Consider the following 25,120-nt stretch of genomic DNA (forward strand, 5'->3'; position numbering starts at 1 on the left):
GTGGCGCGCAGGATCACCGCTAGAAACAACGGCGATCCGCGCACCGCCGACGCAAAGGGTAAAGCCAAGGACCGGACCAAGGTCAAGGATGACTACCGGCCGACGCGCGACGACATCCTGCGCTATATTGCCGAAAATCCCGATCGTGCCGGCAAACGCGACATCGCCAAGGCGTTCGCCCTGCGCGGCGACGACCGGATCTGGCTGAAGGACATTCTTCGCGACCTGCAGGACGAAGGCGTCCTGACCAAAGAACGCAAGCAGTTGGCCCGCGTCGGCGCCCTGCCCCATGTCGCGGTGCTGGACATCTTCGGCCGTGACGGCGATGGCGTCCTGCTGGCGCACCCAGCCGAGCCCGTCGGCACCGGGGAACCGCCTGTGGTCTCCATTCGCATTTCCCGTGGTGGCAACGGACCCGCGCCTGGCATCGGCGACCGGGTGCTCGCCAAGACCTTCCCGACCAACGAGACGACCGGCCCCGCTTATACGGGCCGGGTGATGAAGATATTCGAGAAGCGTACCGACGCCGTTCTCGGTGTCTTCCGCGTGCTTCAGGACGGTTCTTTCCGCATCGAGCCGGTGGAGCGCCGCCAACCCGAACTGATTGTCGACAAGGAATTCCAAAACGGCGCCAGGAACGGCGATCTGGTCGAGGTCGAGCCCGCGCGCGCTTCCCGCTACGGGCTACCGAGAGCCAAGGTGCTCAATGTGCTGGGCTCGCTGACCAGCGAGAAAGCGGTCTCCATGATCGCCATCCACGCACACGACATTCCTCATATCTTCCCGGCGGACGTCATCGCCGAATCTGAGGCCGTCAAGCCCGCCACCCTCGCTCATCGCGAAGACTGGCGCGACCTGCCGCTGGTGACCATCGATCCGGCCGATGCCAAGGACCATGATGACGCCGTCCTTGCCACGCCCGATCTCGACGAGAGCAACCCGGGCGGTGTGATCGCCACCGTCGCCATCGCGGATGTCGCCGCCTATGTGCGCTACGGCACGGCACTTGATCGCGAAGCGTTGAAGCGGGGCAATTCCGTGTATTTCCCGGACAGGGTCGTGCCGATGCTGCCAGAGCGCATCTCGAACGATCTTTGCTCGCTTCGCGAAGGCCAGGACCGGCCGGCACTGGCGGTGCGCATGGTCTTCTCAGCCGAAGGCCGCAAGGTGCGGCATTCCTTCCATCGCGTGATGATGAAGTCGGTGGCGAAGCTCGCCTACAGCCAGGCGCAGGCCGCGATCGACGGCGCGCCCGACGACAAGACCGGCCCGATCCTCAACACCGTCCTGAAGCCCCTCTGGGACGCTTATGCGATCCTCAAGCGTGGCCGCGACGGACGCCAGCCACTCGAACTCGACCTGCCGGAGCGCAAGATCGTGCTCAAGCCAGACGGCACGGTCGATCGCGTCATCGTGCCGGAGCGGCTCGACGCCCACAAGCTGATCGAAGAATTCATGATCCAGGCTAATGTCGCTGCGGCCGAGACCCTGGAAGCGAAAAAGCAGGCGCTGGTCTATCGCGTCCACGACGCGCCGTCGCTGGCAAAGCAGGAATCGCTGCGCGAATTCCTGCAGACGCTCGGCCTGTCGCTGGCGCGCGGCGCTCAGATGCGCCCGGCCCAGTTCAACGGCATACTGGAGCGCGTGCGCGGCGCGGACAATGAAGGCCTCGTCAACGAGGTGGTGCTGCGCTCGCAGAGCCAGGCGGAATATGCGCCCGGGAACATCGGTCATTTCGGCCTTAATTTGAGGCGCTACGCCCACTTCACCTCGCCGATCCGGCGCTACGCTGACCTGATCGTGCATCGCGGTCTTATCGCCGCTCTCGGCCTCGGTCCGGGTGGACTGACGCAGGAAGAGGAAGCAAGGCTGGAAGACGTGGCGGTGTTGATCTCGGGCACCGAACGCCGCGCCATGGCGGCCGAGCGGGACACAGTCGACCGGCTGATTGCCGCGTATCTCGCGGAGCGCGTGGACGACAGGTTCGACGCCCGCATTTCCGGCGTCACCAAGTCCGGACTGTTTGTCCAATTGCCGCAGTTTGGCGCGGATGGCTTCATCCCGGTGTCAACTCTGGGCGGCGATTACTATATATATGACGAAACGGCCCGCTCCCTGTTCGGCGAACGCTCGGGCAAGGGCTACCAGCTGGCGGATCGCGTCGAGGTACGGCTCGTAGAGGTGGCGCCCATGGCGGGCGCAATGCGCTTCGAGATGCTGACAGACCCGAAGCCTCTGCCGGGCTCCAGCAGGTCGTTTCACAAGGCCAAAGGCCGCGCCCGCGCGTCGCAATCGCGACCGGGCTCGCGCGGCAGGAGACGATGATGGAACAACAGGTTTTCGGCGGCGAACATCACTCGGGCCGCGTTGCGCGCCCCCTATGGACGGCCATGAAGCGCGGTCTCTTGGGTCGCTGCCCGAATTGCGGCGAAGGCAGACTGTTCCGCGGCTTCACCAAGACCGTCGACGCCTGTGCGGTGTGCGGCGAGGAAATCCACCATCATCGCGCCGACGACCTGCCGGCCTATCTCGTCATCGTCATCGTCGGCCACATCGTTCTCGGCGCGTTCATGGGCGTGGAGGCAGCGTCGACCTTGTCCACCTGGCAGCACATCCTGATCTGGGTGCCGCTGACGATCATACTGTCGGTTGCCCTGCTGCAGCCTGTGAAAGGCGCCGTCATCGGACTGCAATGGGCCTTCTATATGCACGGCTTCGGTGGCGATGAAGATGGGACGGAGTCCCAACACGGCGCCTGAAGCATTGCTGGCGCAACACGCCACCCACCAAGGCCACTTTCGCATGCAAGAAGTTTCCGCTAGGTCGTGCGCATGGAAGCTATGACCAAGGCGGACGTCGGCAGGATCGACAAGGGCCTGGCCGCGCATGACGGCCGGGCGCTTCGTCCGCGTGACGCCGCGACCTTGATCCTTATCGATCGCAAGGGCGACGACGTCCTTGTTCTCATGGGCCGCCGCCACGCCGGCCATGCCTTCATGCCGGGCAAGTACGTGTTTCCCGGTGGCCGTACCGATCCTGCGGACAGTCGCGTCCCGACGGCCACCCCGTTGCATCGCGAGGAAGAGACGAAGCTGCTCGCGGGTCCGGGCCGCACAAGTGCCGCGCGGGCTCGCGCCGTCGCATTGTCTGCAATTCGCGAGACCTATGAGGAAGCCGGGCTGCTGATCGGCCGCAAGGCCGCCTTTGCAACGGACAAGCGTGACTGGCAGGGCTTCGTCGAGCACGGCGTGCAGCCTGCCCTGGACGTGCTGCGTTTCATCGCCCGTGCCATTACACCGCCCAACCGGGTGCGCCGCTTCGACACCCGCTTTTTCAGCGCCTGGCGCCACGATGTCGCCGTCGAACTGCCGGGTGGCGGCCCGACCAACGAACTCGAGCAATTGGTCTGGTTACCGCTGGCCAAGGCCAGGGAAGCCGACATACCCGACATCACCCGAATGATCCTGGACGAGCTGGAACAGCGCCTCGCCCGTGATCCGCTGTTGCGTCCGGGAGGTCCCGTGCCGTTCTACCGGCTCGTCAGCAATCGCTTCACCCGCGAACTTCTCTAGAGGTAATTCCAAGGAAAAGCGTGCCGCGGTTTCCGCCGGGAATTGCGTAAGTTCAAACAGGCAGAGTAATCAGCATCCCATGACGGTCGATACCCAACCACCGGGCGACGAACGCGTACACTGGCTGCCGATGGTGGCGGCGATCTCCTCGATAAGCGTCGTCGGCATTGCCATTGGCCTCGGCATGCCACTGCTCAGCGTCATCCTGGAGTCGCGCGGCCATTCGGCCTCGATGATCGGTCTAAACACGGCTGTCGCCGGCCTTGCCTCGATCGCCGGCGCGCCGCTGGCCACCCCGCTCGCCATGCGCTTTGGCGTCGCCTGGACCATGGTCGCTATGATCGCCGCCGGCGCGCTCGCCTTCATCGGCTTCCATTTCGCACCGGATTTCTGGATGTGGTTTCCGCTGCGCATCGTGCTGCACATTGCCCTGACGGTGCTGTTCATCCTGTCCGAGTTCTGGATCAGCACCTCCGCGCCGCCGCATCGGCGAGGCCTGGTTCTCGGCGTCTACGCTACGGTTCTCTCGTTGGGTTTTGCCGCGGGGCCCTGGCTGTTTGCCCATCTCGGCAGTTCCGGCTTCAGGCCTTTCGGCGTCATCATCGGACTGGTGACGCTGGCCGCCATACCGGTGCTGGCGGCGCGCAACGAGAGCCCGACGATCGTCTCCGACGGTGAAACCAGCAATTTCCTGCGTTACATCTGGCTGGTGCCGACGGCGACAGCCGCCGTGCTGGTGTTCGGCGCGGTCGAAACCGGCGGCTTTGCGCTGTTCCCGGTTTACGGCAACCGCATCGGCTATTCCGAAGCCGACGCAGCGCTCCTGCTGACCATGATCGGCCTCGGCAATGTGTTGCTGCAGATCCCGATCGGCATGATCAGCGACCGTGTCAGCGACCGCCGCTATCTGCTGCTTGCCTGCGCCACCGTGGGTCTGGCGGGCACGGTTTTCATGCCTCTCTTCGCCCAAAACTGGCACCTGATGGCAGCGTTGCTGTTCGTCTGGGGCGGTGTGGTCGCCGCCATGTACACGATCGGCCTAGCCCATCTCGGCTCGCAACTGTCTGGCCACGAACTCGCATCGGCCAACGCCGCCTTCGTGCTATGCTATGGCGTCGGCATGGTGCTCGGCCCCCAAGCGATCGGCATCGGCATGGATGCCTACGGGCCCTCCGGCTTCGGCTGGTCTCTAGGCTTGTTCTTCGCTGCCTATATCGCCCTGGTTTGCGTCAGGCTGATCCGCAAGATCCTGCTGTAACGCAACCGGTTCACAACGCGTCACGATGACAGCCTGCTGACAGAACCATGTCAGCAGGCCAGGACTATAACTGTCCTCGAACACCTGAATCGAGGGCACTCCGATGATCGACAGCGGCTTTGAAACCACTTCCTTGTGCATGACGCTTCAGCTGCTCGTGACGTTCCAGGCCCCAGCGGCCGACGTCGACCGTATCATGGACGCGGTGGCGGAGATCGCTCCCCTGGCCATGGGCAAATACGATCGCAACGCCTTTCAGTCGGCAAACGGTATCGAGCGCTATAGGCCGCTTGAAGGAGCCGCGGCCGGCGCCGAGACCGAGCTGCGCCGCCGGCCGGGCACGGTGGAGGTTTCGTTCGAACTGCCGGACGACCAGACACTGGCGGCGCGCGTGGTCGAAGCGATTTTCCAGGCGCACTCCTACCAGGAGCCGGTGATCCGTCTACAGCCGATCCTGGCCAGCCGTTCAAAGGGACTGGATGACCGCGCCAACCCGAATCGCTGGTGGAACACCACGGGGGACTGGAAGAAGGTTGCTGCCCACGAGCCGGAGATCGCTTGAGTCGAAGCTAACGTCAGGCCGACGGCGGGCATCAAGGTCCGCCGGGCTTGACTTTCCGGGCACGTTCTTTATGTGTCGCGGCAAGTTTCCCGCGTCCGGGCGTTTTCCCGTGCTCCAGCGGCCAAAACCCCACGAACATAACGGACTGACATCATGGCCAAAGCCGCAAACATCAAGATCAAGCTTCTGTCGACCGCCGACACCGGTTTCTTCTACGTGACCAGCAAGAACAGCCGTACCAAGACCGACAAGCTGTCGTTCCGCAAGTATGACCCGGTCGCCAAGAAGCACGTCGAATTCAAGGAAACCAAGATCAAGTAATCTGGTTTTCCATTCAAACAAAAATGCCGCCCATGGGGCGGCGTTTTTGTTTGCAGTCCAAGGCGGATTGATTCCATCACCCGATGCGATCGCCGCTTTTCGGATCGAACAGATGCAGCGACTCGGGATCCGCCGATAGCCGCACGATGTCGCCAGGCTTCACACCGGCGCGGCCCATGGCGAAGACGCAAAGCTGCTGGCCGGCGCATTTGACATAGAACTGCGTCGAAAGCCCGAGTGGCTCCACCACACCGACCTCGCCCTTCAGCGCCCCGCCATCGGCCAGCCTTATATGCTCCGGCCGCAGGCCGATGGTAATGGCGCCGCCATCCTTCAACGGAAGACCCGTCGGCAGGGATAGCGACTGGCCGTCTGCCAGCAGAGCTTCCAAATCCACGCGCCGGCGAACCGTTGCTGGCAAGAAGTTCATGCCGGGCGAACCGATGAAGCCGGCCACGAACATGTTGGCCGGACGATCGTAGAGATCGAGCGGCGCACCGACCTGTTGGATGAGCCCGTCATGCATGACGACGATCCGGTCGGCCATTGTCATCGCCTCGATCTGATCGTGCGTGACATAGACGGACGTCGTCTTCAGCTGCTGATGGAGTGCCTTGATCTCGGCGCGCATATGGACTCGCAGCTTGGCATCGAGGTTCGACAGCGGCTCGTCGAACAGGAAAACCTTCGGATCGCGCACGATCGCGCGGCCCATCGCGACGCGCTGGCGCTGGCCGCCTGACAACTGCCGTGGCAGACGCTGCAGGAACGTGTCGAGGCCAAGGCGCTTGGCCGCGCCATCCACCCTCGCCCCGATCGTCGTCTTTTCGGCTTTCCGAAGGAGCAGGCTAAAGCCCATGTTCTTCGACACATCCATGTGCGGATAGAGAGCATAGGACTGGAACACCATGGCGATGTCGCGATCCTTTGGCGCCACGTCGTTGACCAAACGCTCACCGATACGGATCTCGCCGGCGGAGACCTCCTCCAGCCCGGCAATCATGCGCAGCAAGGTCGACTTGCCGCAGCCGGACGGTCCGACCAGGACGACGAACTCGCCATCGGCGATTTCAAGGTCCACCGCGTGCAGGACGCGCACGGCGCCATAATCCTTGCGGACTTTTTCGAGCGTGACAGAGGCCATCGATCTATCCTTTTACGGCGCCGGCGGTCAGGCCGGTGACGAGATAGCGCTGCAGGAAGGCGAAGAAGATGCAGACCGGGATCAGCGCCAGGATCGACGCCGCCATCATCTGTCCCCAGTCGACCGCGAACTTGCCGATGAAGGTGAGCAGGCCGACGGCAAAGGTCTTCTGGTCGTCGCTTGAAATCAGCATCAGCGCGAACAAAAGCTCGCTCCACGCGGCAGTGAAAACGAAGCCCAGCGTTGCGCCCATGCCAGGCAATGTCAGCGGAACGATCACCTTGCGCATCGCCTGCGCGCGCGTGCAGCCGTCGATCATTGCCGCTTCTTCCAAATCCTTGGGAATGCCGTCGAAGAACGACTGCATCAGGAAAGTGGCGAAAGCCGTGTTGAAGGCGGTGTAGATGATGATCAGCCCGGTCAGGCTGTTGATCAGGCCAATCTGCCCCATGACGCGGTAGATCGGCGGAATGACCATCACCAGCGGGAATGTCTGGGTCAAAAGCAGCATCAGCGCCAGCGTCGCCTTGCCGCGAAACGTGAACCGCGACATGGCATAGCCGGCAAGTGTGGCGATGATCGTCACCAGGGCCGCCGTCGAGACCGAGACAATGACGCTATTGAGGAAATAGCGCGGGAAATCAGTAGCCTCTAGCACGGTGACGAAGTTCTGCAACGTCATACTCGACGGCCAGAGAGTGACGCCTTCGGAGTAGAGCAGCCGCTGCGGCGTGACCGAGATCTTCAGCGTCCAATAGATCGGAAACAGGGAGAAGATCAGGTACACGGCAATCGCCGCGTAGAGACCGATACTGCCGAAGAAGCGTTGCGAGGCGGAACGTCCTGCAATCATCAGACGTGCCTCACCAGCGAGCGGCGGATGGCGATCAGCGCGATCGCGTAGGCAATGAGCAGGACGAGCAGCAGAACCGCCACAGCCGAGGCATAGCCTTTGTCCAGCGATTTGAAGGCGCTGACATAGATGTAGACCGGCACCGTGTTGGTCGAGCCGGCCGGGCCGCCCTCGGTCATGACGAAGATCAGGTCGGCAAAGGTTGCGATCCAGATCGTGCGCAGCATCACGGTAATGGCGATGGTCGGCGCCAGGAACGGCAGGGTGACCTTGGTGAAACCCTGCCACGGCGAAGCGCCATCGATGGCCGCCGCCTCGTGCAATTCCGACGGTATAGACTTAAGCGCCGCCAGAAGGGTTATGGCGAAGAACGGAATACCGAACCAGACATTGGCGATGATCGGCCCCCACATGGCGGTCGAGGGATCGGACAGGATGCTGGTAGTTGGTTCGGATCGCAACCCCAGAGCGAACAGCCAGTGCGGCAGCGGGCCGACGATCGGATTGAACAGCCACGCCCAGGTCAGGCCCGACAAGAAAGACGGCACCGCCCACGGCAGGAAGACAAGCGCCTGCACCACCTTGCGGCCCCAGAACGGCCTGTCCAGCAGCAGCGCAAGGCCGAGGCCGAGGACGAATTGGAAGAACAGCCCGGCGACCGTCCACCACAGCGTATTGACCAGCGCCTGTCCCAGCACCTGGTCGGAGAACATGGCCTGATACTGGGCAAGTCCGACATAGTCCGACTTGAAGGCCGAGAACTTGCGGAAGGAGTAGCTGATGCCGATGACCAGCGGTACGAGCAGCACCACGACCAGCAGGACGATCGCCGGACTGAGATAAAGCCACGGCTCGATTGCGGCATATGACAGCCGCTTGCGACGGGGTCTGCCGGTGGATCGTATTTCGGACACGGCGTAGGTCATCAGGTGATGATCGGCTCCCTGGAGCGGCGTCGAGACTGCCTCCTTCTCCCGTACCGTGGGGAGAAGATGCCTGCAGGTCGATGATGGGCAGCGCGAACCTATCGAGGCACGCGCGCGCCTCTTCAGCCTTTCCGTGCATCCTTCTCCATGAACGGGGAGAAGGATGCACGTCACGCAATTACTTCTTGTTCTTGGCCAGCCAGTCCTGCTGTTCCTTGGTGAGGAAGGCGGCCCATTGGTCGGCAACCTCCTTGGCAGTCTTCTGGCCAAGCAGCACTTCCTGGAAATTCTTGATCGCTACCTGGTCGACGAAATTGCCGAGGTTTTCCAGATGCGTCGGCGGCGTCACCATTTCATATTTGGAAGTGTCGCTGAGCTCCGTGAACCAGCCCTTAAACTGGTCGGTCTTGAAATGAGGATCCTGGTCGGCGCCGTTGTGGATCGGCACGACCCCGACCTCCTTGGCCCATTCCAGATTGTCCTTCGGCGACAAAAGCGTCGCCATGAGCTTCCAGGCATCGTCCTTGTGCTGGGAATTGGCGAACATCGCCCAGCCGGCATAGCCCAGCGTCGGGTAGGATTTGCCGCTCGGGCCAACCGGCAACGGCGCCACGGCGAAGTCGTCGGCGCTCATTTTGTCGGCAATGCCGAGCAAGGCGTCTGGATCCTGGTTGAGCATGGCGCAGGTGCCGGAATAGAAGCCGGTGACCGTCTCGTTGAACCCCCAGCTGACCGCATCCTTCGGCGCCGATCCGTCCTTGTACATGTCGGCCAGCATCTGCAGGCCTTTGACCGAGCCTTCTTCATTGATCGTCGAGGTGCCGTCCTCGTTGAAATAGCCACCCTTGCCGGCGGCGATGTTCATGAACATGTGCATGCCGTTGAAGGCGCCCGGGCCGCCCCGCAGGCAGTAGCCGTATTTGCCCGGCAGCGCCGAAATCTTCTTCGCGTCGGCAATGAAATCGTCCAGCGTGGCCGGCGGGCCCTCGAGGCCGGCTTCCTTGAACAGCTTCTTGTTCCAGAACAGCGCGTTCACATAGTAGCCGTAGGGGATCATGAACTGCGTGTTGTTGACCGTCGAGCCGAACTGCTTGGCGCGTTCACCCAGCGTCTTGGCATCGTCCCATTTGGCCATGTAAGGGCCGAGATCCTCGAGCTGGCCGTTATTTGCATAAAGGCCCATCCAGCGTTCCGGCATCTCGACCACGTCGGGAGTGTCGCCGGCCTGCACCATGGTCAGGAACTTTTCGAAGGCCTGTCCCCAGGGCAGCGAAACGAGCTCGACCTTGATGCCTGGATTGGCTGCCTCGAACTCCGCGATCTGCTTCTTGAGAAACTCGGTGCGCGGCGGGCTGGTGATGACCTCCACCATTTTGAGGGTCGAGTCGGCGAGTGCGCTTCCGGCGGAAATCGCCAGCCCCGCGACGGTGGCAAGCAGGACGGTCAGTTTTCTCATGTTCAAGACTCCCATTTTGAACGCGTTTGTTATTTCCTGGCTTTTTCGAAGGCCTGGGCGACATCTGCCCACAGGTCTTCGACACTCTCCAATCCGACATTGAAGCGGATGGTTCGGGGGCTGACGCCGAAGCGCGCCATCGAATTCAATCCCGGTGTCTGCTCCAGCGACGCCTTGGCCGGCACGACCAGGCTTTCATGCCCGCCCCAGCTCACGCCGATGCGGAAATATCTCAGCGCATCGACGAAGCCGGGGATGTCGATATCGTCCGTGACCTCGAAGGAAAACAGTCCGGCATAGCCGGCGAGCGTCGCCTTGCCCGGGTGGTTCGAATAGGCCGGATGATTGACCCGCTCGACATTGGCATGCGCCTTCAGGCGTTCGGCGATGGCAAGGCCGCTCTTCATATGGTGCGGCAGGCGCAGCGGCAGCGTGCGCAGGCCGCGCAGCAGTAGCCAGGCTTCGAATGGCGACAGCTTGCCGCCGAGATAGGAATAGGTCTGCTCGTTGATGTGCCTGACATGCGCGGCCGACCCAGCCACCACCCCGGCGACGGTATCGCTGTGGCCGCCGAGATATTTAGAAGCAGAGTGCAGCACAAGGTCGATCCCATGCGCGATCGGCTTCTGGAAGACCGGGGTGGCCCACGAATTGTCGATGGTGGTGATGACGCCCTGTTCCTTGGCCAGCCGGGCCAGATGCGCAATGTCCTGCAACTCGAACATCATCGAGGTGGGGCTCTCCAAATAGAGCAACTTGGTGCCGGGCAGAGCCGCCGCAACCGCATCCGGATCGGAGCCGTCGACATAGTCGACCTTGATGTCGAGCCGGGGCAACAGCCGCTCGAACAGCCGGTAGGCATCGCCGTAGCAATTGCGCACCGCCACGATGCGCTCGCCCGCACCCACAAAGGCAAGCACCGTGGCACTGATTGCCGCCATGCCGCTGGAGAAGCCGCGCGCGGCCTCGGCCCCCTCGAGCGCCGCGACGCGCGTCTCGAATTCCATTACCGTCGGATTGTCGCCGCGCGAATAGATCGGCTGCTTTCGTTTGCCGGCAAACGTATCTGCCATTTCGGCATAATTGGCGAAGGTGAACAGCGACGTCTGATAGATCGGCGGCACCACGGCGCCGCCGGGAAACGGTTCGTCATGCGCAAGCAGCGTCGCCGCATCGGCGAGATAATCGTGCTCGAAGCCGGTTGGATGCTCGTTCATATCTGGCCCGGAAGTTTGAGTTTGGCCGCACCGCGCTTGAGATCATCCTCGACTGTGGCGATCAGCTTGAGTGCCTCGGCGCGGGCGCCCTTCGAGTCGCGCGCCGCGATGCACTCATAGATGGTGCGATGGTAGGGAAAGCTGGCATGGCCGAAGTCGCGTACGCCCAGCGGATGCTCCCAGAAGCGATGGAACAACTCGTGCATTGCGGCGATGATCTGCTCGAAAAGGGGATTGCCGGAGACCCGGTAGATTGCCTGGTGGAACTCCCAGTCTTCTTCCGCCGACATGCCGTCGCGCGTGCGGAACGCCTGTTCCATGACATCGAGCTTGCGCTCGATCTCCGCGACATCGGCCGGACTGGCGCGCTCGGCACAAAGGGAGGCAGCCTCCGCCTCCAGCGCACGCCGGATTTCCAGCGTTTGCATCAGGCTGGCGAAATCATGGCCGCCGGCCAGTGTCAGCGGCATGTGCAGCATGTCGGCAGACACGGCCGCCTTGAGATAGGTGCCGCTGCCTTGCCGGCGCTCGACCAAGCCGAGCCCTTCCCACCGCGTCAGGGCCTCGCGCACCGTGTTGCGACTGACCTTGAGACGATCAGCAAGAATGCGTTCTGTCGGAAGCTTTTGGCCTGGCTGCAGGTCTGCGGCCCCGACAAACCCCACCAATGCCTTCAGAACGGCGTCGTCGCGCGCAATCGTGTGGACGGGTGGAAGGCTGTTGTAGTCCAAACTCATTGCTCGCCTGTGGTCCAATGGTCCAACCAATTTCCGCACGAACGCCGAGTGCTGTCAACAGCCGAATGAAAAACGCTTCGTACGACTGCGCCGTAAGAAGTCCGCATTGCTACGGCGCTTTCGGCTTCGAAAGCTTTCAGCAGATTTGGATAGACTTGAACAAGGTGGCCGGTCGGCGTTTGGCAGCGGTACGAGGAGGCCACTATATCCAGCGCCGGCCGGCCGACCCCACGGACCCAGGAGATGCGGCGGACCTGAGCATCATGGGGTATCTGGGTATGGAGCCGGCTGTCGAGCCTCGCGCCGGCTTGTCTTGACGGGCACACTTGCGCGCCAGCTTATGGAAATCAACAGTTTCTTAACCAAGGCCGGCGAATCCCTTGGATTAAGGTAAATGGGTAACCTTGCCGGCTTGACCGAAGAACCCCCTCGACTTCTAGGCCGCCTTCGCGACGACGCGGTTGCGGCCACCGCTTTTGGCTTCGTAGAGCGCGAGGTCGGCGCGCTTCATCAGCGCTGCCGCCGTATCCACGCCCTTCAGCACAGATGACACGCCGACGCTGACCGTGACCTCGATGGTCTTGCCATCCTGGCCGACGAAAAATGGCGCCTGGGCGATCTCGGCTCGGATACGCTCGGCCACCTTCTCGGCCACCGGCCCGTCCGTATCCGGCATCACCACGACGAACTCCTCACCGCCGAAGCGGCAGGCGAGATCGATGCCGCGGACATTCTTGCGCAGCCGTCGCGCAAACTCGCGCAGGACCTCGTCGCCGCCGTCATGGCCATGGGCATCGTTGATCGATTTGAAGCGGTCGAGATCGGTGATCATCACCGAAAGCGGCCGCCGCCGAGCCACAGCGCGATCGAACAGCGTCTGCAAGTGACTGTCCAAATAACGGCGATTGTGCAGTCCGGTCAGCCCGTCGGTCACCGCCATTTCGATGGTCTGGGTGACGCTGGCGCGCAATTGGTCATTGTAACGCTTGCGGCGCACCTGCGTGCGCAGCCGCGCCGTCAGTTCCTCCTGGTCGATCGGCCGCATCAAGTAATCATTGATGCCGAGTTCGAGGCCACGGATGATCCGCTCCTCCTCGCCCTCTTCGGCAAGCAGGATGATCGGGACGAAGCGTGTGCGGTCGAGCGAGCGCAACTGCGAGCACAGCCTAAGCGGGTCGAAATCGGAGAAGGCCGTGGAGATGATCACGCATTCGTAGGGCGTCTCCGCCGCCTGGAAGAAGCCGGAATGCGGGTCGCCGGCGATATCGAGATCGGCACGGTCACGGAGCATCTTCTGGATGCGCTCGACGGATGATTTGCGCTCGTCGATCAAAAGAACTTTCGGCGTCGTGTCCACCGACGCGAAATTGCGGCTCAGCAACTCTTCGATGCCGATATTGCGCGTCGTCGAAGCGCGCAGACGCAGTTCGTCGGTCAGCGACTTCAGCCGGACCAGGCTTTTGACGCGAGTCATAAGTTGCAGGTCGTTGACCGGCTTGGTCAGGAAGTCGTCGGCGCCTGCCTCCAGCCCCCGCACACGATCGGAAACCTGGTCCAGCGCGGTGATCATCACCACGGGAATATGCGATGTTGCCGGATCGCTCTTCAGCCGCTTGCAGACCTCGAACCCGTCCATTCCGGGCATCATCACGTCGAGCAGCACCACATCGACCTTACCATTCTCGCATGTGTCGATCGCATCGGGCCCGTTGGAGGCGGTCAGCACCTCGAAATACTCGGCAAGCAGCCGGACCTCCAGAAGCCTCACATTGGCCGGGATATCGTCGACGACGAGGATCCGCGCGGTCATTTCACAAGACTCCGGCTCGACTCGAAGGACACATCAGGCGTCGCCCAGGTAGGATTTTATTGTCTCGATGAAACGTGGCACCGAGATCGGCTTGGAAATATAGGCTTCGCACCCGCCCTGGCGGATGCGCTCCTCATCACCTTTCATGGCGAAAGCCGTGACCGCGATGACCGGAATGACGTGCAGATCATCGTCTTCCTTCAGCCATTTCGTGACCTCCAGCCCCGAGACTTCGGGCAGCTGGATATCCATCAAAATCAGATCGGGCCGGTGCTGACGTGCCAGATCGAGTGCTTCAAGACCGTTGCGGGTGCGCACTGTCTCGTAGCCGCTCGCTTCGATGAGGTCCCGAAAGAGCTTCATATTGAGCTCATTGTCCTCGACGATCATGACCTTCTTAGGCATCGATATCCCGTCCCGGCCGTCCTTCCGCTCCGAAGGCTGCCGTCATGCGCTCATCGCGAACGCACCAAACCATGCATTGCTTACGGCAATATAATTGACGAAACGGAAACCCGCCGTGGAAAATGCTGGCTGGATTCAGCGTCCAACGCCGCGCCGACGGCTTGCCGCGAGCGCCGCTTGCGATTACTGCGGAAACAGACACATCCCGCGCACTGAAGGTAGTGATGGCAAACGCAGCGTCAATGCGTGAAGAGGCTGAAAACATCGCCGTCGAGGCGCTGGGCTTCGTCGCCTCCGATCCCGAACTGCTGCCTCGCTTCCTGGCGATAACCGGCATCGAGGCTCATTCTGTCCGCAAGGCCGCCACAGAGCCGGGGTTTCTTGCCGGCGTGCTGCAGTTCATTCTTGCCCACGAGCCGACGCTGATGCGCTTCTCAGAGGAAACCGGCACGCCGCCGGCTGCCGTCGGCAAGGCGTTGCGGGCGTTGCCCACGGGCGACGACAACCATGAGCGTTCGACATGAGTGATGATCCCGAGACAGCACGCCAGATCGAGGAACTGGCGGCTGACGATCGACCTCTGCTGATCCTTGATGTCGACGACGTCGTGCTTGAATTCATTCGGCCTTTCCCGAATTTCCTCAAGGCCCGCGGCTTCGACCTGACCTTCGCCTCCTTCCGACTGACCGGCAATATCGCCGAGACAGAGACTGGCCGGCTGGTCGAACAACCCGAAGTCACCGCCCTGCTGGACGAATTCTTCCACACGCAGGCCGACTGGCAGAGCATCACCGATGGCGCCGCGGCTGCCCTGGCCCAATTGGGCGACCGCGCCGAGATCATCATGCTGACGGCCATGCCGCACAAACATCGCGCTACGCGTCGCGCCCATCTCGACGCGCTCGGGTTGAACTTTCCGCTTCTGACCACCGAGATGGCCAAGGGCCCCGCGGTTGCCAAGCTGCGCGGCAAGAACGGCCGCCCCGTGGCCTTCGTCGACGATCAGCCGCCCAATCTGATTTCGGCGCGCAGCTCCGTCGAGGATGCGCATCTCTTCCATCTCATGGCCGACAATTCGCTGCGCGCCTTCCTGCCGCCGATGCCCGAAGACATCATCGTCGTCCAGGATTGGCACGAAGCAGCGCCGCTGATCGCGCAAGCGCTGGGGGTATAAGCCCAGCGCTGCCGGCTTCTGCTCAGGGCTGCGGTTCGACGCCCGCGCCGCTGTTTCCTTCGCCTGGGTTCATGTTTTCGCCAGGAGCCGCGCCTTCCTCAGGCGCCGCGCTATCGGAATTGTCTTCCACGACCGGGTCCGGGCCCTTTAGCATGGCACCGTTGACCGTAACCGACCCGTCGTGCTTGGCGTTGATGACCCACTCCACCCGGCCGTCTGGCAGCGTCTTGGCAAAACCCTTGATGGCTAGCGCGCCGGTGAAAGCCTGCGAGGCTTGCGGATCCGTCTTGGCCGCCTCCTGCAGGCTTGCCACGATCTTGTCGTAGCCGGCGACGTCGACCGTCAGATTTGCATCTGGCTTATCGCCGGCGGGAAAAGTCATGTCGCCCTCAAGCGCGACTTCAACGCTGCCATTCCTGACTGTGCTGCGGCCGATGACGACCTTGGGTCCGTTGGCCAGGAAACCTGCTTTCAATTCGTCACCGAATGCAGGCGACAGCGCCGGGCTTTTGTTGAGATCAAAGGCCTCGATAGCTTTCCTCGCCATCGTGTCGAGATCGATATTGGCACCGCCGAAATTAAGGTCGATGTCGGTGGGCAAAAGCGCGACGCTCCAGGCAGGAACAAGGTTTTGCGGCATCGAGAACCCTGTTGCCTTGATCCCATAATTGATCGTTCCATTGCGGGCGATACCGTCGGTGCCGAAGACAACGCTCGCATTGGCCGCGCTAAAATTGCCGACCGGACTGCCGATCATGAAGTCCTTGAAACTGTATGCGCCATCGATGCGCTCCCACAACGGCAGTGCCGAGAGGAGACGCGACTTAAGTTCTGCCTGGTTGGCCTTCACCTTGGCCTCATCCTCGTTGCTTACCGCAAAAGCCAGCAGGTCCAGCAGCGGCTTCGTGCGCAGCCCTTTGCCTTTCGCATCCACGGACAAAGTCGGTGACTTGAACGTCAGAAGCAGTTTTTGACCGTTAGTCGGATTGTCGGCCACCACCGTCTCATTAAAATCGGCGATCGTCTGAGCCATGCTAAAATCGACTCCGCCATTTGCGCCCTTGACGGCGCTTACAGTCGCGCTGCCGGCACCGGTACTCACCTCCGTGCGCTGCATTGCGTCCTGCGACGTCATCGACATGCCGTCCAGCGATGACGAACCGCTTGCGAACGCGGCGAGTTCAGGATCGTAGACGCCGATGAACCTGCCGCCCTTTACCGACATCTTCAGGCTTTGCGGCCCTTGAGGTCCTTTCAACTCCACCGACCCTTCGGGCGCCAGATTGCCTGATACATCCCACGAGCCATCGCCCCGAGGCTTGGTCGACAGCGCATAAGGCGTGAAATCAAGCTTCATGCCGTCCTGTTTTCCCGCAAGCTCTACGAGCGGTTTGAAATCGAATGCGAGCTTGTAGGCGCCGCCATCGACCGAAACTTTCACAAATCCGATGTCAAAAAGCTTGTTGCCGAAATAATGCGCAAGGTTGTCGGAAAGCTGCTTTGCGCCTTCGCTGTCGACCGTCTGGCCGAAGGCTGGGGCGCTGCAGGCAACAAGCAAAGCAAATGGCAAAACGCGCTTCATATCGATCCTCAATTCCATTGCGTCAAAACCGTTTCTGCACTGGTAGGGAAATCCCATCACAGCCGCAAGACAGGACCATGCATTGCGGGCACCAGTTAAATCACCAGCCGCATCAGGGGCCGGCCAGCCTTGCGTTCCACCAGCCTCTCGAAACCGGCCTTCTCGAAAACGCGCGACGAGCCGACGAAGAGGCCGATCGATCGCGAATCTTTCGACCGATCGATCGGGCAAGCCTCGACCAACCGCGCGCCGTTCTCGCGCGCGAACGCTACGCCACCCTCGACAAGGCGATGCATGATGCCCGTGCCGCGCGCCCTGGCGCGGATGAAGAAGCAGGAGATCGCCCACACGGCGGGGTCCGCGGCATCGGCGGGATCGACCGGAGCCGAACCCCTGCCCCGGTTGTTCCATTCGGGCACGTCGGCTCGCGGCCCGATCTGCATCCACCCCACTGCCTGGCCATCCTCGAATGCCAGCACGCCCGGCGGCGGCCCCGCTTCGATGCGTGCCTTGATGTGATCCTTGTTGCGTGCGCGGTTGCTCTGGCGGCGCACCGCCGGCGCCAGCCGGAAATGCGTGCACCAGCAACCGTAGCAGGCGCCCTGCTTGCCGAAGAGGTCTGCGAAATCCGGCCAGAACTCGGGCCGGAGCGGCGCTATGGTCGTGCTCATGCGTTCTCCCCAGGCTAGCCTTGTCGCTGACCCTGCACTGTCGTACCATTGCATTTGTTCTCTTTATGTTCGCAGCGATGGCGACCCCTGTCAACGATCCCTCAAACGGTTTTTGCCGCGACTGCCTGACGTTCCAGCGCGGCGAGATCCGTCGCTGCGAGCGCTGCGGCAGCCCCAGGCTGGCGCGTCACGCCGAGCTCTATCGGCTGCATCTGGCTCACATCGACTGTGATGCCTTCTACGCGGCGATCGAAAAGCGCGACAATCCTGCGCTGAAGGACAAGCCGCTGATCATCGGCGGCGGCAAGCGCGGCGTCGTTTCCACTGCTTGCTACATCGCCCGCATCCAGGGCGTGCGCTCGGCGATGCCGATGTACAAGGCGCTGGAAGCTTGCCCCGAAGCGGTCGTCATCAGCCCGAACATGGAAAAATATGTTGGCGTCGGCCGCGAGGTGCGCGCCATGATGCAGGCCCTGACGCCGCTGGTCGAACCCCTGTCTATCGACGAGGCGTTTCTCGACCTGTCCGGCACCGAACGGCTGCATGGCCTGCCGCCTGCGGTTGTGCTGGCGCGCTTCGCGCTTGCTGTCGAAAAGCAGGTCGGGATCACCGTTTCGGCCGGCCTGTCCTACTGCAAGTTCCTCGCCAAGATCGCCTCCGACTTCCGCAAGCCGCGCGGCTTCTCGGTCATCGGCGAGGCCGATGCGATGGGATTCCTGGCGCCGCAGCCGGTGACCATGATCTGGGGTGTCGGCAAGGCCTTCAACGCAACGCTCGAGCGTGATGGGATCCGCACCATCGGTCAGTTGCAGCAGATGGATCGTGGCGACCTTATGCGCCGCTACGGTACCATGGGCGATCGCCTCTACCGCCTTTCGCGTGGGGAGGACGTCCGCCGGGTGGATCCTGACCAGGACGCCAAGAGCGTGTCGGCCGAAACCACCTTCGATACCGACATCGCCTCACCGGATGAACTCGTCGCCGTGCTGCGCGGCCTCTCGGAAAAGGTCTCGGCGCGGCTGAAGAAGTCAGGAATTGCCGGACGCACCGTCATATTGAAGCTCAAGACCCAGGATTTCAAGCTGCGCACGCGCAATCGCCAGTTGAGCGACCCGACCCGGCTTGCAGACCGTATCTTTCAGACCGGGGTGGAGCTTCTGCGCAAGGAGACGGACGGCACGAAATTTCGGCTGCTCGGCATCGGCGTCAGCGCCCTGTCCGACGACGACAAGGCCGACCCGCCGGACCTGGTCGACGTTCAGGCGCGCAAGCGCGCCTTGGCCGAAAGCGCCATAGACAGCTTGCGCGGCAAGTTCGGCCGTAAGGCAGTGGAAACCGGATATACGTTTGGCAAGGGCCGCGATGCCCACCCGCCGGAGCCGCAGGAAGATTAAGCGTCAGGTGCGCGTTAGATCGATCTTGCTCGTGACGACGCTCTTGCCGGTCTTGGGGTCGGTGTCGATGACCGTCAGCCGGATGCCATTCTCGCCTCGCTTCTCGACGGTCATCCTTGCCTTTTGATCGCCATTGACCTCTTTCGCCCAGCGGATGCCAAGATTGATCGCATTGCCCGACCGACTGCCGTTCAGCTGCGCTGGCCCGGTGCGGGATCCGACATAGACTCCGCTGTACTTCGCATTGGTGACCTTCAGTTTGGCGCTGATGGCCCGCGACACCACGACCAGGCCCCGGCAATTGCCGTCCAGAGAGAGCGAAGTCGAAGACGCGTTCGATTTGAAGCTGCAGGAAACGCTGACGTTCGGGACGTCCGTCGTCACCTGAACGGTGCCCTTGCCGGCGAAATTACCGTTGAACGACTGCAGGAACTTTGCTTCATCGGCATGGGCAGTGCCTGCCGCGACTATCAGACAGCTTGCGAACGCGTACGGCGCGAATGATCTCATGAAACTCTCCTGTCGACGGTGAAATCGCGGCACGTCCCAGAAGCACGGTCACCAATGGGCAACAACGCTGCTTGCCGTATCGGGTTCCGCCGGCAGGCTGGCGCTCGCAGCGTTGGCCGCGCACTGGCCCAGAAGAATGCAGTTTCTAGCGATTGCGGCGAAGGTGCTGGCCTGCGACATAGCGGCATGATCCCAACCCCCTCCATTCCCAAGGCCGCCTTCTGGATGGCGCTGTCGATCGCGTCGTTCCTGGCGATGTCGGTCGCCGGCCGCGCCACGACGGCCGAGCTGAATGTCTTCCAGGTGCTGGAATTGCGCTCGGTGATCGGCTTCATCATCCTCTTGCCGCTGGTGATGACGAATGGCGGTTTTGCCGCGATGCGCACCGGCCGGCCGCTGGCCCACCTCGCGCGCAACGTCGTCCACTATAGCGGCCAGGCGGCATGGCTCTATGCCTTGACCCTGATCCCGCTGGCTGTGCTGATCTCGATCGAATTCACCACGCCAATCTGGACGGCGATCTTTGCGGTCACCTTCCTTGGGGAAAGGTTGTCGCGGCCCAGGCTCGCGGCGATAGCGCTCGGACTCATCGGCGTGGTGATTATCGTCCGCCCGGGCGTCGGCCCGGTCAACCCCGGACATCTGATCGTAATGGGCGCGGCGGTCTGCTTCGGAATCTCCGTCGTGATGGTGAAGTCGCTGACCCGCACGGACAGCGTCGTGCGCATCATCTTCTGGATGCTCATCATCCAGTCGGTGGTCGGGCTGATCCCGGCGCTCTACGAATGGCGCAACCCGCCGCTGGAACTCTGGCCGTGGATCGTGCTCATTGCTTTCACTGGCATGTCATCGCATTTCTGCATGGCCCGCGCGCTGAGCCATGCCGACGCGACCGTGATCTCTCCCATGGATTTTCTGCGCGTGCCATTGTCGGCAGTCATCGGTTGGCTGCTCTACCAGGAGAAGATCGATGCCTTCACCGCCGGTGGCGCGCTGCTGATCCTGATGGGAAACCTGCTCAATCTGCAGCGCAGGCCGGTAAAGCCAGCTGAAATCGCAGCGTCCTGAGCCTGCCGATCAGTTCCCGTCATCGGGTATGTTGAGGATATGGCCGCAGGCCTTGCAGTGAACGGCATCCGGTTCATGCCGTTGCAAGCCGCATTGCGGACAGGGAAAGAAGACTTTGTTCGGCCGGAAAATGGCCTGCGCCAGCCGGACAAACAGCGATATGCCGATGATCATCGTGAAGATAGCCGTAAGCTTGCCCGCTATGCCCGGCAGCACGATGTCGCCGAAGCCGGTCGTCGTCACAGTGGCTACGGTGAAATACAGCGCGTCGACATAGTTTTCGAGCCCCTCCCCAGTGCGGAAGAAAAAGCTGTAGACGAAACCGGTGATGACGAAGAGAAACGTCAGCAGGTTGATGACTGCCTGGCTTGCCTCGCGCCAGGGCCGCAGGCCGCGCATCTCCAGATGCCGCCACAGCGAACCGCTGCGCGAGAGCGACCAGAGCCGCAGGATGCGCAGGAAACCAAGATTTGCCAGCGCCGTCGGCATCAACAGCGTCAGTAGGATAAAGACATCGACCCAGGAGGTCGGCTGCTTCATCAGCCGCACCATATCGTTGGATGCGAGCAGCCGCGCAATCAGGTCGGCGGCGACGAGCGCGGCAACAGTATAGTCGAGCCACAGGAACGAAGACCATTGCTGCAGGACGGGCGTCGCGACGAAGAAGCCGATTATGGCGAGATCGATGATGATCGTGATCAGCTGGAACCGGAACGCGGCTGGCGTGCGGCCGTGATAGAGCTTGCGCAGCCTGTCGCGCAAACCGTCCGTGGCCGTGCCCTTGCTCGGACGGTCGGCGCGGTTCATGGCGACGTCGCAAAAAACGGAAAAAACAGCCGATGCGCGGATCGCCACCGGCCACGGGACGCCGCGATCACACCAACTCCACTTCGACCACGCCCGGCACGGCACGCATCGCCGAAGCGATCTGCGGAGAAATCCGGTAGCGGCTCGGCAATTCGATCTCGATCTCCCCCTCGCCTTCTTCCTTGATCAGGACGAAACTCACCTGGCCCTCGCCCTTGACCGTCAGTTGGCTGGCAAGCGTGTTGATCGGCGCCGCGTTTCTCAGGAAAATCCGCAGCGCCTTCTGGATCCGGCTTGCCTCATCCTCGAGCGACTGGACCGAATTGATGCGCAGATTGACGCCTTCCGGCCTGTCCTCGGCGGCAACGGTGATCACCACGGACCGCCCGGGCTCGAGCAGGTCGCGATACTGCGCCAGCCCTTCGGAAAACAGCACGGCTTCATACTGTCCCGATGTATCGGAAAAGGCCACGACGCCCATCTTGTTGCCGGTGCGCGTCTTGCGCTCCTGCTTGGTGGTGACGGTGCCGGCGAGCCGCCCGGCGGTTGCGCCCCGCTTTACCGCAGCGGAAAATTCTGCCCAATTCTGCACCCGCATCTTTTGCAGCGCGGCCTTGTACTCGTCGAGCGGGTGGGCGGAGAGGTAGAAGCCGACCACCTGGAATTCGCGGTGCAACCGGTCGGCAGGCAGCCACGGTTCGGCTGCCGGCAGGTTGAGCGCCTGCGACTGAGCGCCAAGCGACGCGCCGAAAATGTCATGCTGTCCGGAGACTGCATTCTGCTGCGCCAACGACGCCAGTCCCATCATGCGCTCGACACCCGCCATCATCGCCGCGCGGTCATGGCCGAAACAGTCGAGCGCTCCAGCCATGATCAGGCTTTCGAACACCCGTTTGCCGACGATCTTGGGATCGACCCGCTCGCAGAAATCCGCGAGACTCTTGAAAGGCTTCTCGCCACGCTGCGCCACGATGTGCTCCACGGCGGCATCGCCGACACCCTTCAGTGCCGCCAGTGAATAATAGATGCGGTTCTCGCCGACCTCGAAAGCCCGAAAACTGGTCATCACGGACGGCGCAAGCACCTGGATACCCAGACGCAGCGCGTCTTGGCGGAAGTCGGCGAGCTTGTCGGTGTTGCCCATGTCGAGCGTCATCGATGCCGCCAGAAACTCGACCGGATAATGCGCCTTGAGATAGGCGGTCTGGTACGAAACCACCGCATAAGCGGCCGCGTGCGACTTGTTGAAACCATAGTCGGCGAACTTAGCCAACAGATCGAAAATGAAGTCGGCTTGCGGCTTGCCGACGCCACGCTCGACCGCGCCTGAAACGAACCGCTCGCGCTGCTTGTCCATCTCGGCGCGGATTTTCTTGCCCATGGCGCGGCGCAGCAGATCGGCTTCGCCAAGCGAATAGCCGGACAGTTCCTGCGCGATCTGCATCACTTGTTCCTGGTAGACGATGACGCCTTGCGTCTCCTTCACCAGATGGTCGATCTTGGGATGGATCGAGGCCATCTCCTCCTCGCCATGCTTGCGCGCATTGTAGGTCGGGATATTCTCCATCGGCCCCGGCCGGTACAGCGCGACCAAGGCGATGATGTCCTCGATGCAGTCGGGCCGCATGCCGATCAGCGCCTTGCGCATGCCGGCACTTTCCACCTGGAACACGCCGACCACCTCGCCACGCGACAGCATCGCGTAGGTTTCCTTGTCGTCGAGCGGGATTGTCGCCAGATCGATGTTGATGCCGCGGCGGCGGATCAGCTTGACCGCCGTCTCCAGCACGGTCAGCGTCTTCAGACCGAGGAAGTCGAACTTCACCAGCCCGGCCTGCTCGACATATTTCATGTTGAACTGGGTGACCGGCATGTCGGAACGTGGATCGCGATACATCGGCACAAGTTCCGACAACGGACGGTCGCCGATGACGATGCCCGCCGCGTGCGTCGAGGCGTGGCGGTAAAGCCCCTCCAGCTTCTGCGCCATGTCGAGCAGCGTCTGGACGATCGGCTCGCGTTCGGCCTCTTCGGCGAAGCGCGGTTCGTTGGCGATTGCGTCGGCGAGCTTGACAGGGTTGGCCGGATTTTGCGGCACCATCTTGGAGAGCTTGTCGACCTGGCCATAGGGCATCTGCAGCACGCGGCCGACGTCACGCAGCACCGCGCGGGCCTGCAGCGTTCCGAAAGTGATGATCTGGCCGACCTGGTCGCGGCCATATTTCTGCTGGACGTACCGGATGACCTCCTCGCGCCGGTCCTGGCAGAAATCGATGTCGAAATCGGGCATCGAGACGCGGTCGGGATTGAGGAAGCGTTCGAAGAGCAGCGAGAAACGCAGCGGATCGATGTCGGTGATGGTTGTCGAATAGGCGACCAGCGACCCCGCACCTGAGCCGCGGCCAGGCCCGACCGGGATGCCTTGCGCCTTGGCCCATTTGATGAAGTCGGCGACGATCAGGAAATAGCCGGGGAATTTCATCTTCGTGATGATCCCAAGCTCGAAATTCAAGCGCTGCCGGTACTGCTCGACCGTGTAGCCGGCTGTCGGCCCATGCGCTGCCAACCGCGCGTCGAGCCCTTCATGCGCCTGGCGCGCCAATTCGTCCGCTTCCGCCTGCACGGCGGCGTCATTGTCCGCAACATCGCCGCCGGTGAAGCGCGGCAGGATCGGATTACGGGTCTTCGGGTAATAGGAACAGCGCAGCGCGATCTCGGCCGTGTTGTCGATCGCCTCTGGCAAGTCGGCAAACAGTTTGGCCATATCGGCCTGGCTGCGCAGGAAATTGTCCGGCGATAGCCGGCGGCGGTTGTCGGCCGCGACCACCGAGCCTTCGGCGATCGCGATCAGCGCGTCATGCGCGTCATAGTCGTCGCGCGCCGAGAAGAATGCTTCGTTGGTGGCGACCAGCGGCAGTTCGTGGAGATAGGCCAGATCGATCGAGGATTTCTCGATCACCCGGTCATACCCCGAAACACGGTCGAGTTCGACGTAGAGCCGGTCGCCGAACATAGCCTTGAGGGTCAGCAACCGTAGCTCGGCGAGATCGCGGCGATCCTCCTTCAAGGCAAAGCCTATTGGGCCGCGCGGGCCACCGCTGAGGCAGATCAGCCCATCGCAATAGCCTTGCATCATCTCGGTGGCGAGGTGAACGGCCTCGCCGGGCGGCGTCTCGAGGTAGACGCGGCTGACCAGCCTGACCAGATTGGCGTAGCCGGCCTCGGTCGCGGCAAGCAAGACGACCGGCCGCATCTCGGGGCCTTGCCGCCTGCGGTCGCGCTGGCCGTCACTGTTTTCGCCGCTGAAGGCGAGCGCGATCTGGCAGCCGATGATCGGCTGGATGCCCTCCTTCACCGCCTTCTGTGCGAATTCCAGCGCCCCGAACAGATTGTTGGTGTCGGTGACGGCGATCGCCGGTGCTTCATCCCTCACGGCATGACCGACGATCTTGCCGATTTGCAGCGCGCCCTCGAGCAGCGAGTAGGCCGAATGCACGCGCAGATGGACAAACGGCCTCGCCGGCATCTCCGGCCGGGACGCCGCGAGCGCTGCTTCGCGCTTCAGAGGGTCGCGTGGAAGTCGGTCGTCCGCCATGGTTTCTCGCGTTACGGTGGGCCTTGAGTCGATGGTGATGTATTGTCCGGGACCGCGC

At 62.3% G+C, this 25,120-nt stretch carries 23 protein-coding genes; 10 read left to right on the forward strand and 13 right to left on the reverse strand.

The window, feature by feature from the left end; translation table 11 throughout:
• From rnr to rpmG, 6 genes are all read left to right on the forward strand, one after another.
• Positions 1 to 2,325, forward strand: a complete 2,325-nt coding sequence (rnr, locus tag LB513_RS15465) for a ribonuclease R (RefSeq protein WP_224664361.1) — start codon at positions 1 to 3, stop codon at positions 2,323 to 2,325.
• On the forward strand, positions 2,325 to 2,759 hold the full coding sequence (locus LB513_RS15470) for a DUF983 domain-containing protein (protein WP_224664362.1): 435 nt from the start codon (positions 2,325 to 2,327) through the stop codon (positions 2,757 to 2,759). The genes rnr and LB513_RS15470 overlap by 1 nt, the downstream gene beginning before the upstream one ends.
• Before the next feature lie 72 nt (positions 2,760 to 2,831).
• The gene (locus tag LB513_RS15475) at positions 2,832 to 3,572 is read left to right on the forward strand and encodes an NUDIX hydrolase (protein WP_224664363.1); all 741 of its coding nucleotides are present in this window, start codon (positions 2,832 to 2,834) and stop codon (positions 3,570 to 3,572) included.
• Between the two features lie 79 nt (positions 3,573 to 3,651).
• A complete protein-coding gene (locus tag LB513_RS15480) occupies positions 3,652 to 4,830 on the forward strand; it encodes an MFS transporter (protein ID WP_224664364.1) in 1,179 nt (392 codons plus the stop codon).
• A 103-nt stretch (positions 4,831 to 4,933) separates the two neighbouring features.
• Positions 4,934 to 5,392: a hypothetical protein gene (locus tag LB513_RS15485; protein ID WP_224664365.1), complete on the forward strand. Its 459-nt coding sequence runs from the start codon at positions 4,934 to 4,936 to the stop codon at positions 5,390 to 5,392.
• Between the two features lie 153 nt (positions 5,393 to 5,545).
• Positions 5,546 to 5,713: a 50S ribosomal protein L33 gene (gene rpmG, locus LB513_RS15490; protein WP_006201775.1), complete on the forward strand. Its 168-nt coding sequence runs from the start codon at positions 5,546 to 5,548 to the stop codon at positions 5,711 to 5,713.
• A 76-nt stretch (positions 5,714 to 5,789) separates the two neighbouring features.
• Here rpmG and LB513_RS15495 read toward each other — a convergent pair whose 3' ends face one another.
• The 8 genes from LB513_RS15495 to LB513_RS15530 all read right to left on the reverse strand — a co-directional run bounded on the left by LB513_RS15495 (position 5,790) and on the right by LB513_RS15530 (position 14,261).
• Positions 5,790 to 6,857, reverse strand: coding sequence for an ABC transporter ATP-binding protein (locus LB513_RS15495; RefSeq protein WP_224664366.1), 1,068 nt, complete (start codon positions 6,855 to 6,857; stop codon positions 5,790 to 5,792).
• Between the two features lie 4 nt (positions 6,858 to 6,861).
• Positions 6,862 to 7,710 carry a carbohydrate ABC transporter permease gene (locus LB513_RS15500; protein ID WP_224664367.1) on the reverse strand — a complete coding sequence of 283 codons (849 nt, stop codon included), beginning with the start codon at positions 7,708 to 7,710 and terminating at the stop codon, positions 6,862 to 6,864.
• Entirely contained in the window at positions 7,710 to 8,636 is a 927-nt protein-coding gene (locus LB513_RS15505; protein WP_224664368.1) for a carbohydrate ABC transporter permease, read from the reverse strand. The genes LB513_RS15500 and LB513_RS15505 overlap by 1 nt, the downstream gene beginning before the upstream one ends.
• A 178-nt stretch (positions 8,637 to 8,814) precedes the next feature.
• Positions 8,815 to 10,092 (reverse strand): ABC transporter substrate-binding protein, encoded by a 1,278-nt coding sequence (locus LB513_RS15510; RefSeq protein ID WP_224664369.1) that lies wholly within the window; start codon positions 10,090 to 10,092, stop codon positions 8,815 to 8,817.
• 29 nt (positions 10,093 to 10,121) lie between these two features.
• A complete protein-coding gene (locus LB513_RS15515; RefSeq protein WP_224664370.1) occupies positions 10,122 to 11,309 on the reverse strand; it encodes a PLP-dependent transferase in 1,188 nt (395 codons plus the stop codon).
• Positions 11,306 to 12,046 carry a FadR/GntR family transcriptional regulator gene (locus LB513_RS15520; protein WP_411962710.1) on the reverse strand — a complete coding sequence of 247 codons (741 nt, stop codon included), beginning with the start codon at positions 12,044 to 12,046 and terminating at the stop codon, positions 11,306 to 11,308. Before LB513_RS15520 ends, LB513_RS15515 begins: the two co-directional genes overlap by 4 nt.
• Positions 12,047 to 12,482: 436 nt before the next feature.
• Positions 12,483 to 13,856, reverse strand: a complete 1,374-nt coding sequence (locus LB513_RS15525; protein WP_224664371.1) for a PleD family two-component system response regulator — start codon at positions 13,854 to 13,856, stop codon at positions 12,483 to 12,485.
• 33 nt (positions 13,857 to 13,889) lie between these two features.
• Positions 13,890 to 14,261: a response regulator gene (locus LB513_RS15530; RefSeq protein WP_006334976.1), complete on the reverse strand. Its 372-nt coding sequence runs from the start codon at positions 14,259 to 14,261 to the stop codon at positions 13,890 to 13,892.
• Between the two features lie 224 nt (positions 14,262 to 14,485).
• On the opposite strand from LB513_RS15530, the gene LB513_RS15535 reads away from it, so the two are divergent.
• Both LB513_RS15535 and LB513_RS15540 read left to right on the forward strand, forming a co-directional pair.
• Entirely contained in the window at positions 14,486 to 14,785 is a 300-nt protein-coding gene (locus LB513_RS15535) for a DUF3572 domain-containing protein (RefSeq protein ID WP_224664372.1), read from the forward strand.
• Positions 14,782 to 15,435 carry a hypothetical protein gene (locus tag LB513_RS15540; protein ID WP_224664373.1) on the forward strand — a complete coding sequence of 218 codons (654 nt, stop codon included), beginning with the start codon at positions 14,782 to 14,784 and terminating at the stop codon, positions 15,433 to 15,435. Before LB513_RS15535 ends, LB513_RS15540 begins: the two co-directional genes overlap by 4 nt.
• A gap of 22 nt (positions 15,436 to 15,457) precedes the next feature.
• Here LB513_RS15540 and LB513_RS15545 read toward each other — a convergent pair whose 3' ends face one another.
• Together LB513_RS15545 and LB513_RS15550 are read right to left on the reverse strand one after the other, a co-directional pair.
• A complete protein-coding gene (locus tag LB513_RS15545; RefSeq protein WP_318011197.1) occupies positions 15,458 to 17,074 on the reverse strand; it encodes a DUF2125 domain-containing protein in 1,617 nt (538 codons plus the stop codon).
• Positions 17,075 to 17,112: 38 nt separating this feature from the next.
• Positions 17,113 to 17,688 carry a GNAT family N-acetyltransferase gene (locus LB513_RS15550; protein ID WP_224664374.1) on the reverse strand — a complete coding sequence of 192 codons (576 nt, stop codon included), beginning with the start codon at positions 17,686 to 17,688 and terminating at the stop codon, positions 17,113 to 17,115.
• Positions 17,689 to 17,753: 65 nt separating this feature from the next.
• Between LB513_RS15550 and LB513_RS15555 the strand changes: the two genes are divergently transcribed.
• The gene (locus LB513_RS15555; RefSeq protein ID WP_224664375.1) at positions 17,754 to 19,082 is read left to right on the forward strand and encodes a DNA polymerase IV; all 1,329 of its coding nucleotides are present in this window, start codon (positions 17,754 to 17,756) and stop codon (positions 19,080 to 19,082) included.
• Positions 19,083 to 19,085: 3 nt separating this feature from the next.
• Here LB513_RS15555 and LB513_RS15560 read toward each other — a convergent pair whose 3' ends face one another.
• Complete coding sequence (locus LB513_RS15560) at positions 19,086 to 19,592, reverse strand: hypothetical protein (RefSeq protein WP_224664376.1); 507 nt, start codon at positions 19,590 to 19,592, stop codon at positions 19,086 to 19,088.
• Between the two features lie 186 nt (positions 19,593 to 19,778).
• Between LB513_RS15560 and LB513_RS15565 the strand changes: the two genes are divergently transcribed.
• On the forward strand, positions 19,779 to 20,660 hold the full coding sequence (locus LB513_RS15565) for a DMT family transporter (protein WP_224664377.1): 882 nt from the start codon (positions 19,779 to 19,781) through the stop codon (positions 20,658 to 20,660).
• 9 nt (positions 20,661 to 20,669) lie between these two features.
• Here LB513_RS15565 and LB513_RS15570 read toward each other — a convergent pair whose 3' ends face one another.
• Together LB513_RS15570 and dnaE are read right to left on the reverse strand one after the other, a co-directional pair.
• Positions 20,670 to 21,467, reverse strand: coding sequence for a potassium channel family protein (locus LB513_RS15570; protein WP_224664378.1), 798 nt, complete (start codon positions 21,465 to 21,467; stop codon positions 20,670 to 20,672).
• A gap of 67 nt (positions 21,468 to 21,534) precedes the next feature.
• The gene (dnaE, locus tag LB513_RS15575) at positions 21,535 to 25,062 is read right to left on the reverse strand and encodes a DNA polymerase III subunit alpha (RefSeq protein WP_224664379.1); all 3,528 of its coding nucleotides are present in this window, start codon (positions 25,060 to 25,062) and stop codon (positions 21,535 to 21,537) included.
• Between the last annotated feature and the right edge of the window lie 58 nt (positions 25,063 to 25,120).

It is taken from the genome of Mesorhizobium sp. ES1-1 (assembly GCF_020164785.1).
Lineage (GTDB): Bacteria > Pseudomonadota > Alphaproteobacteria > Rhizobiales > Rhizobiaceae > Mesorhizobium.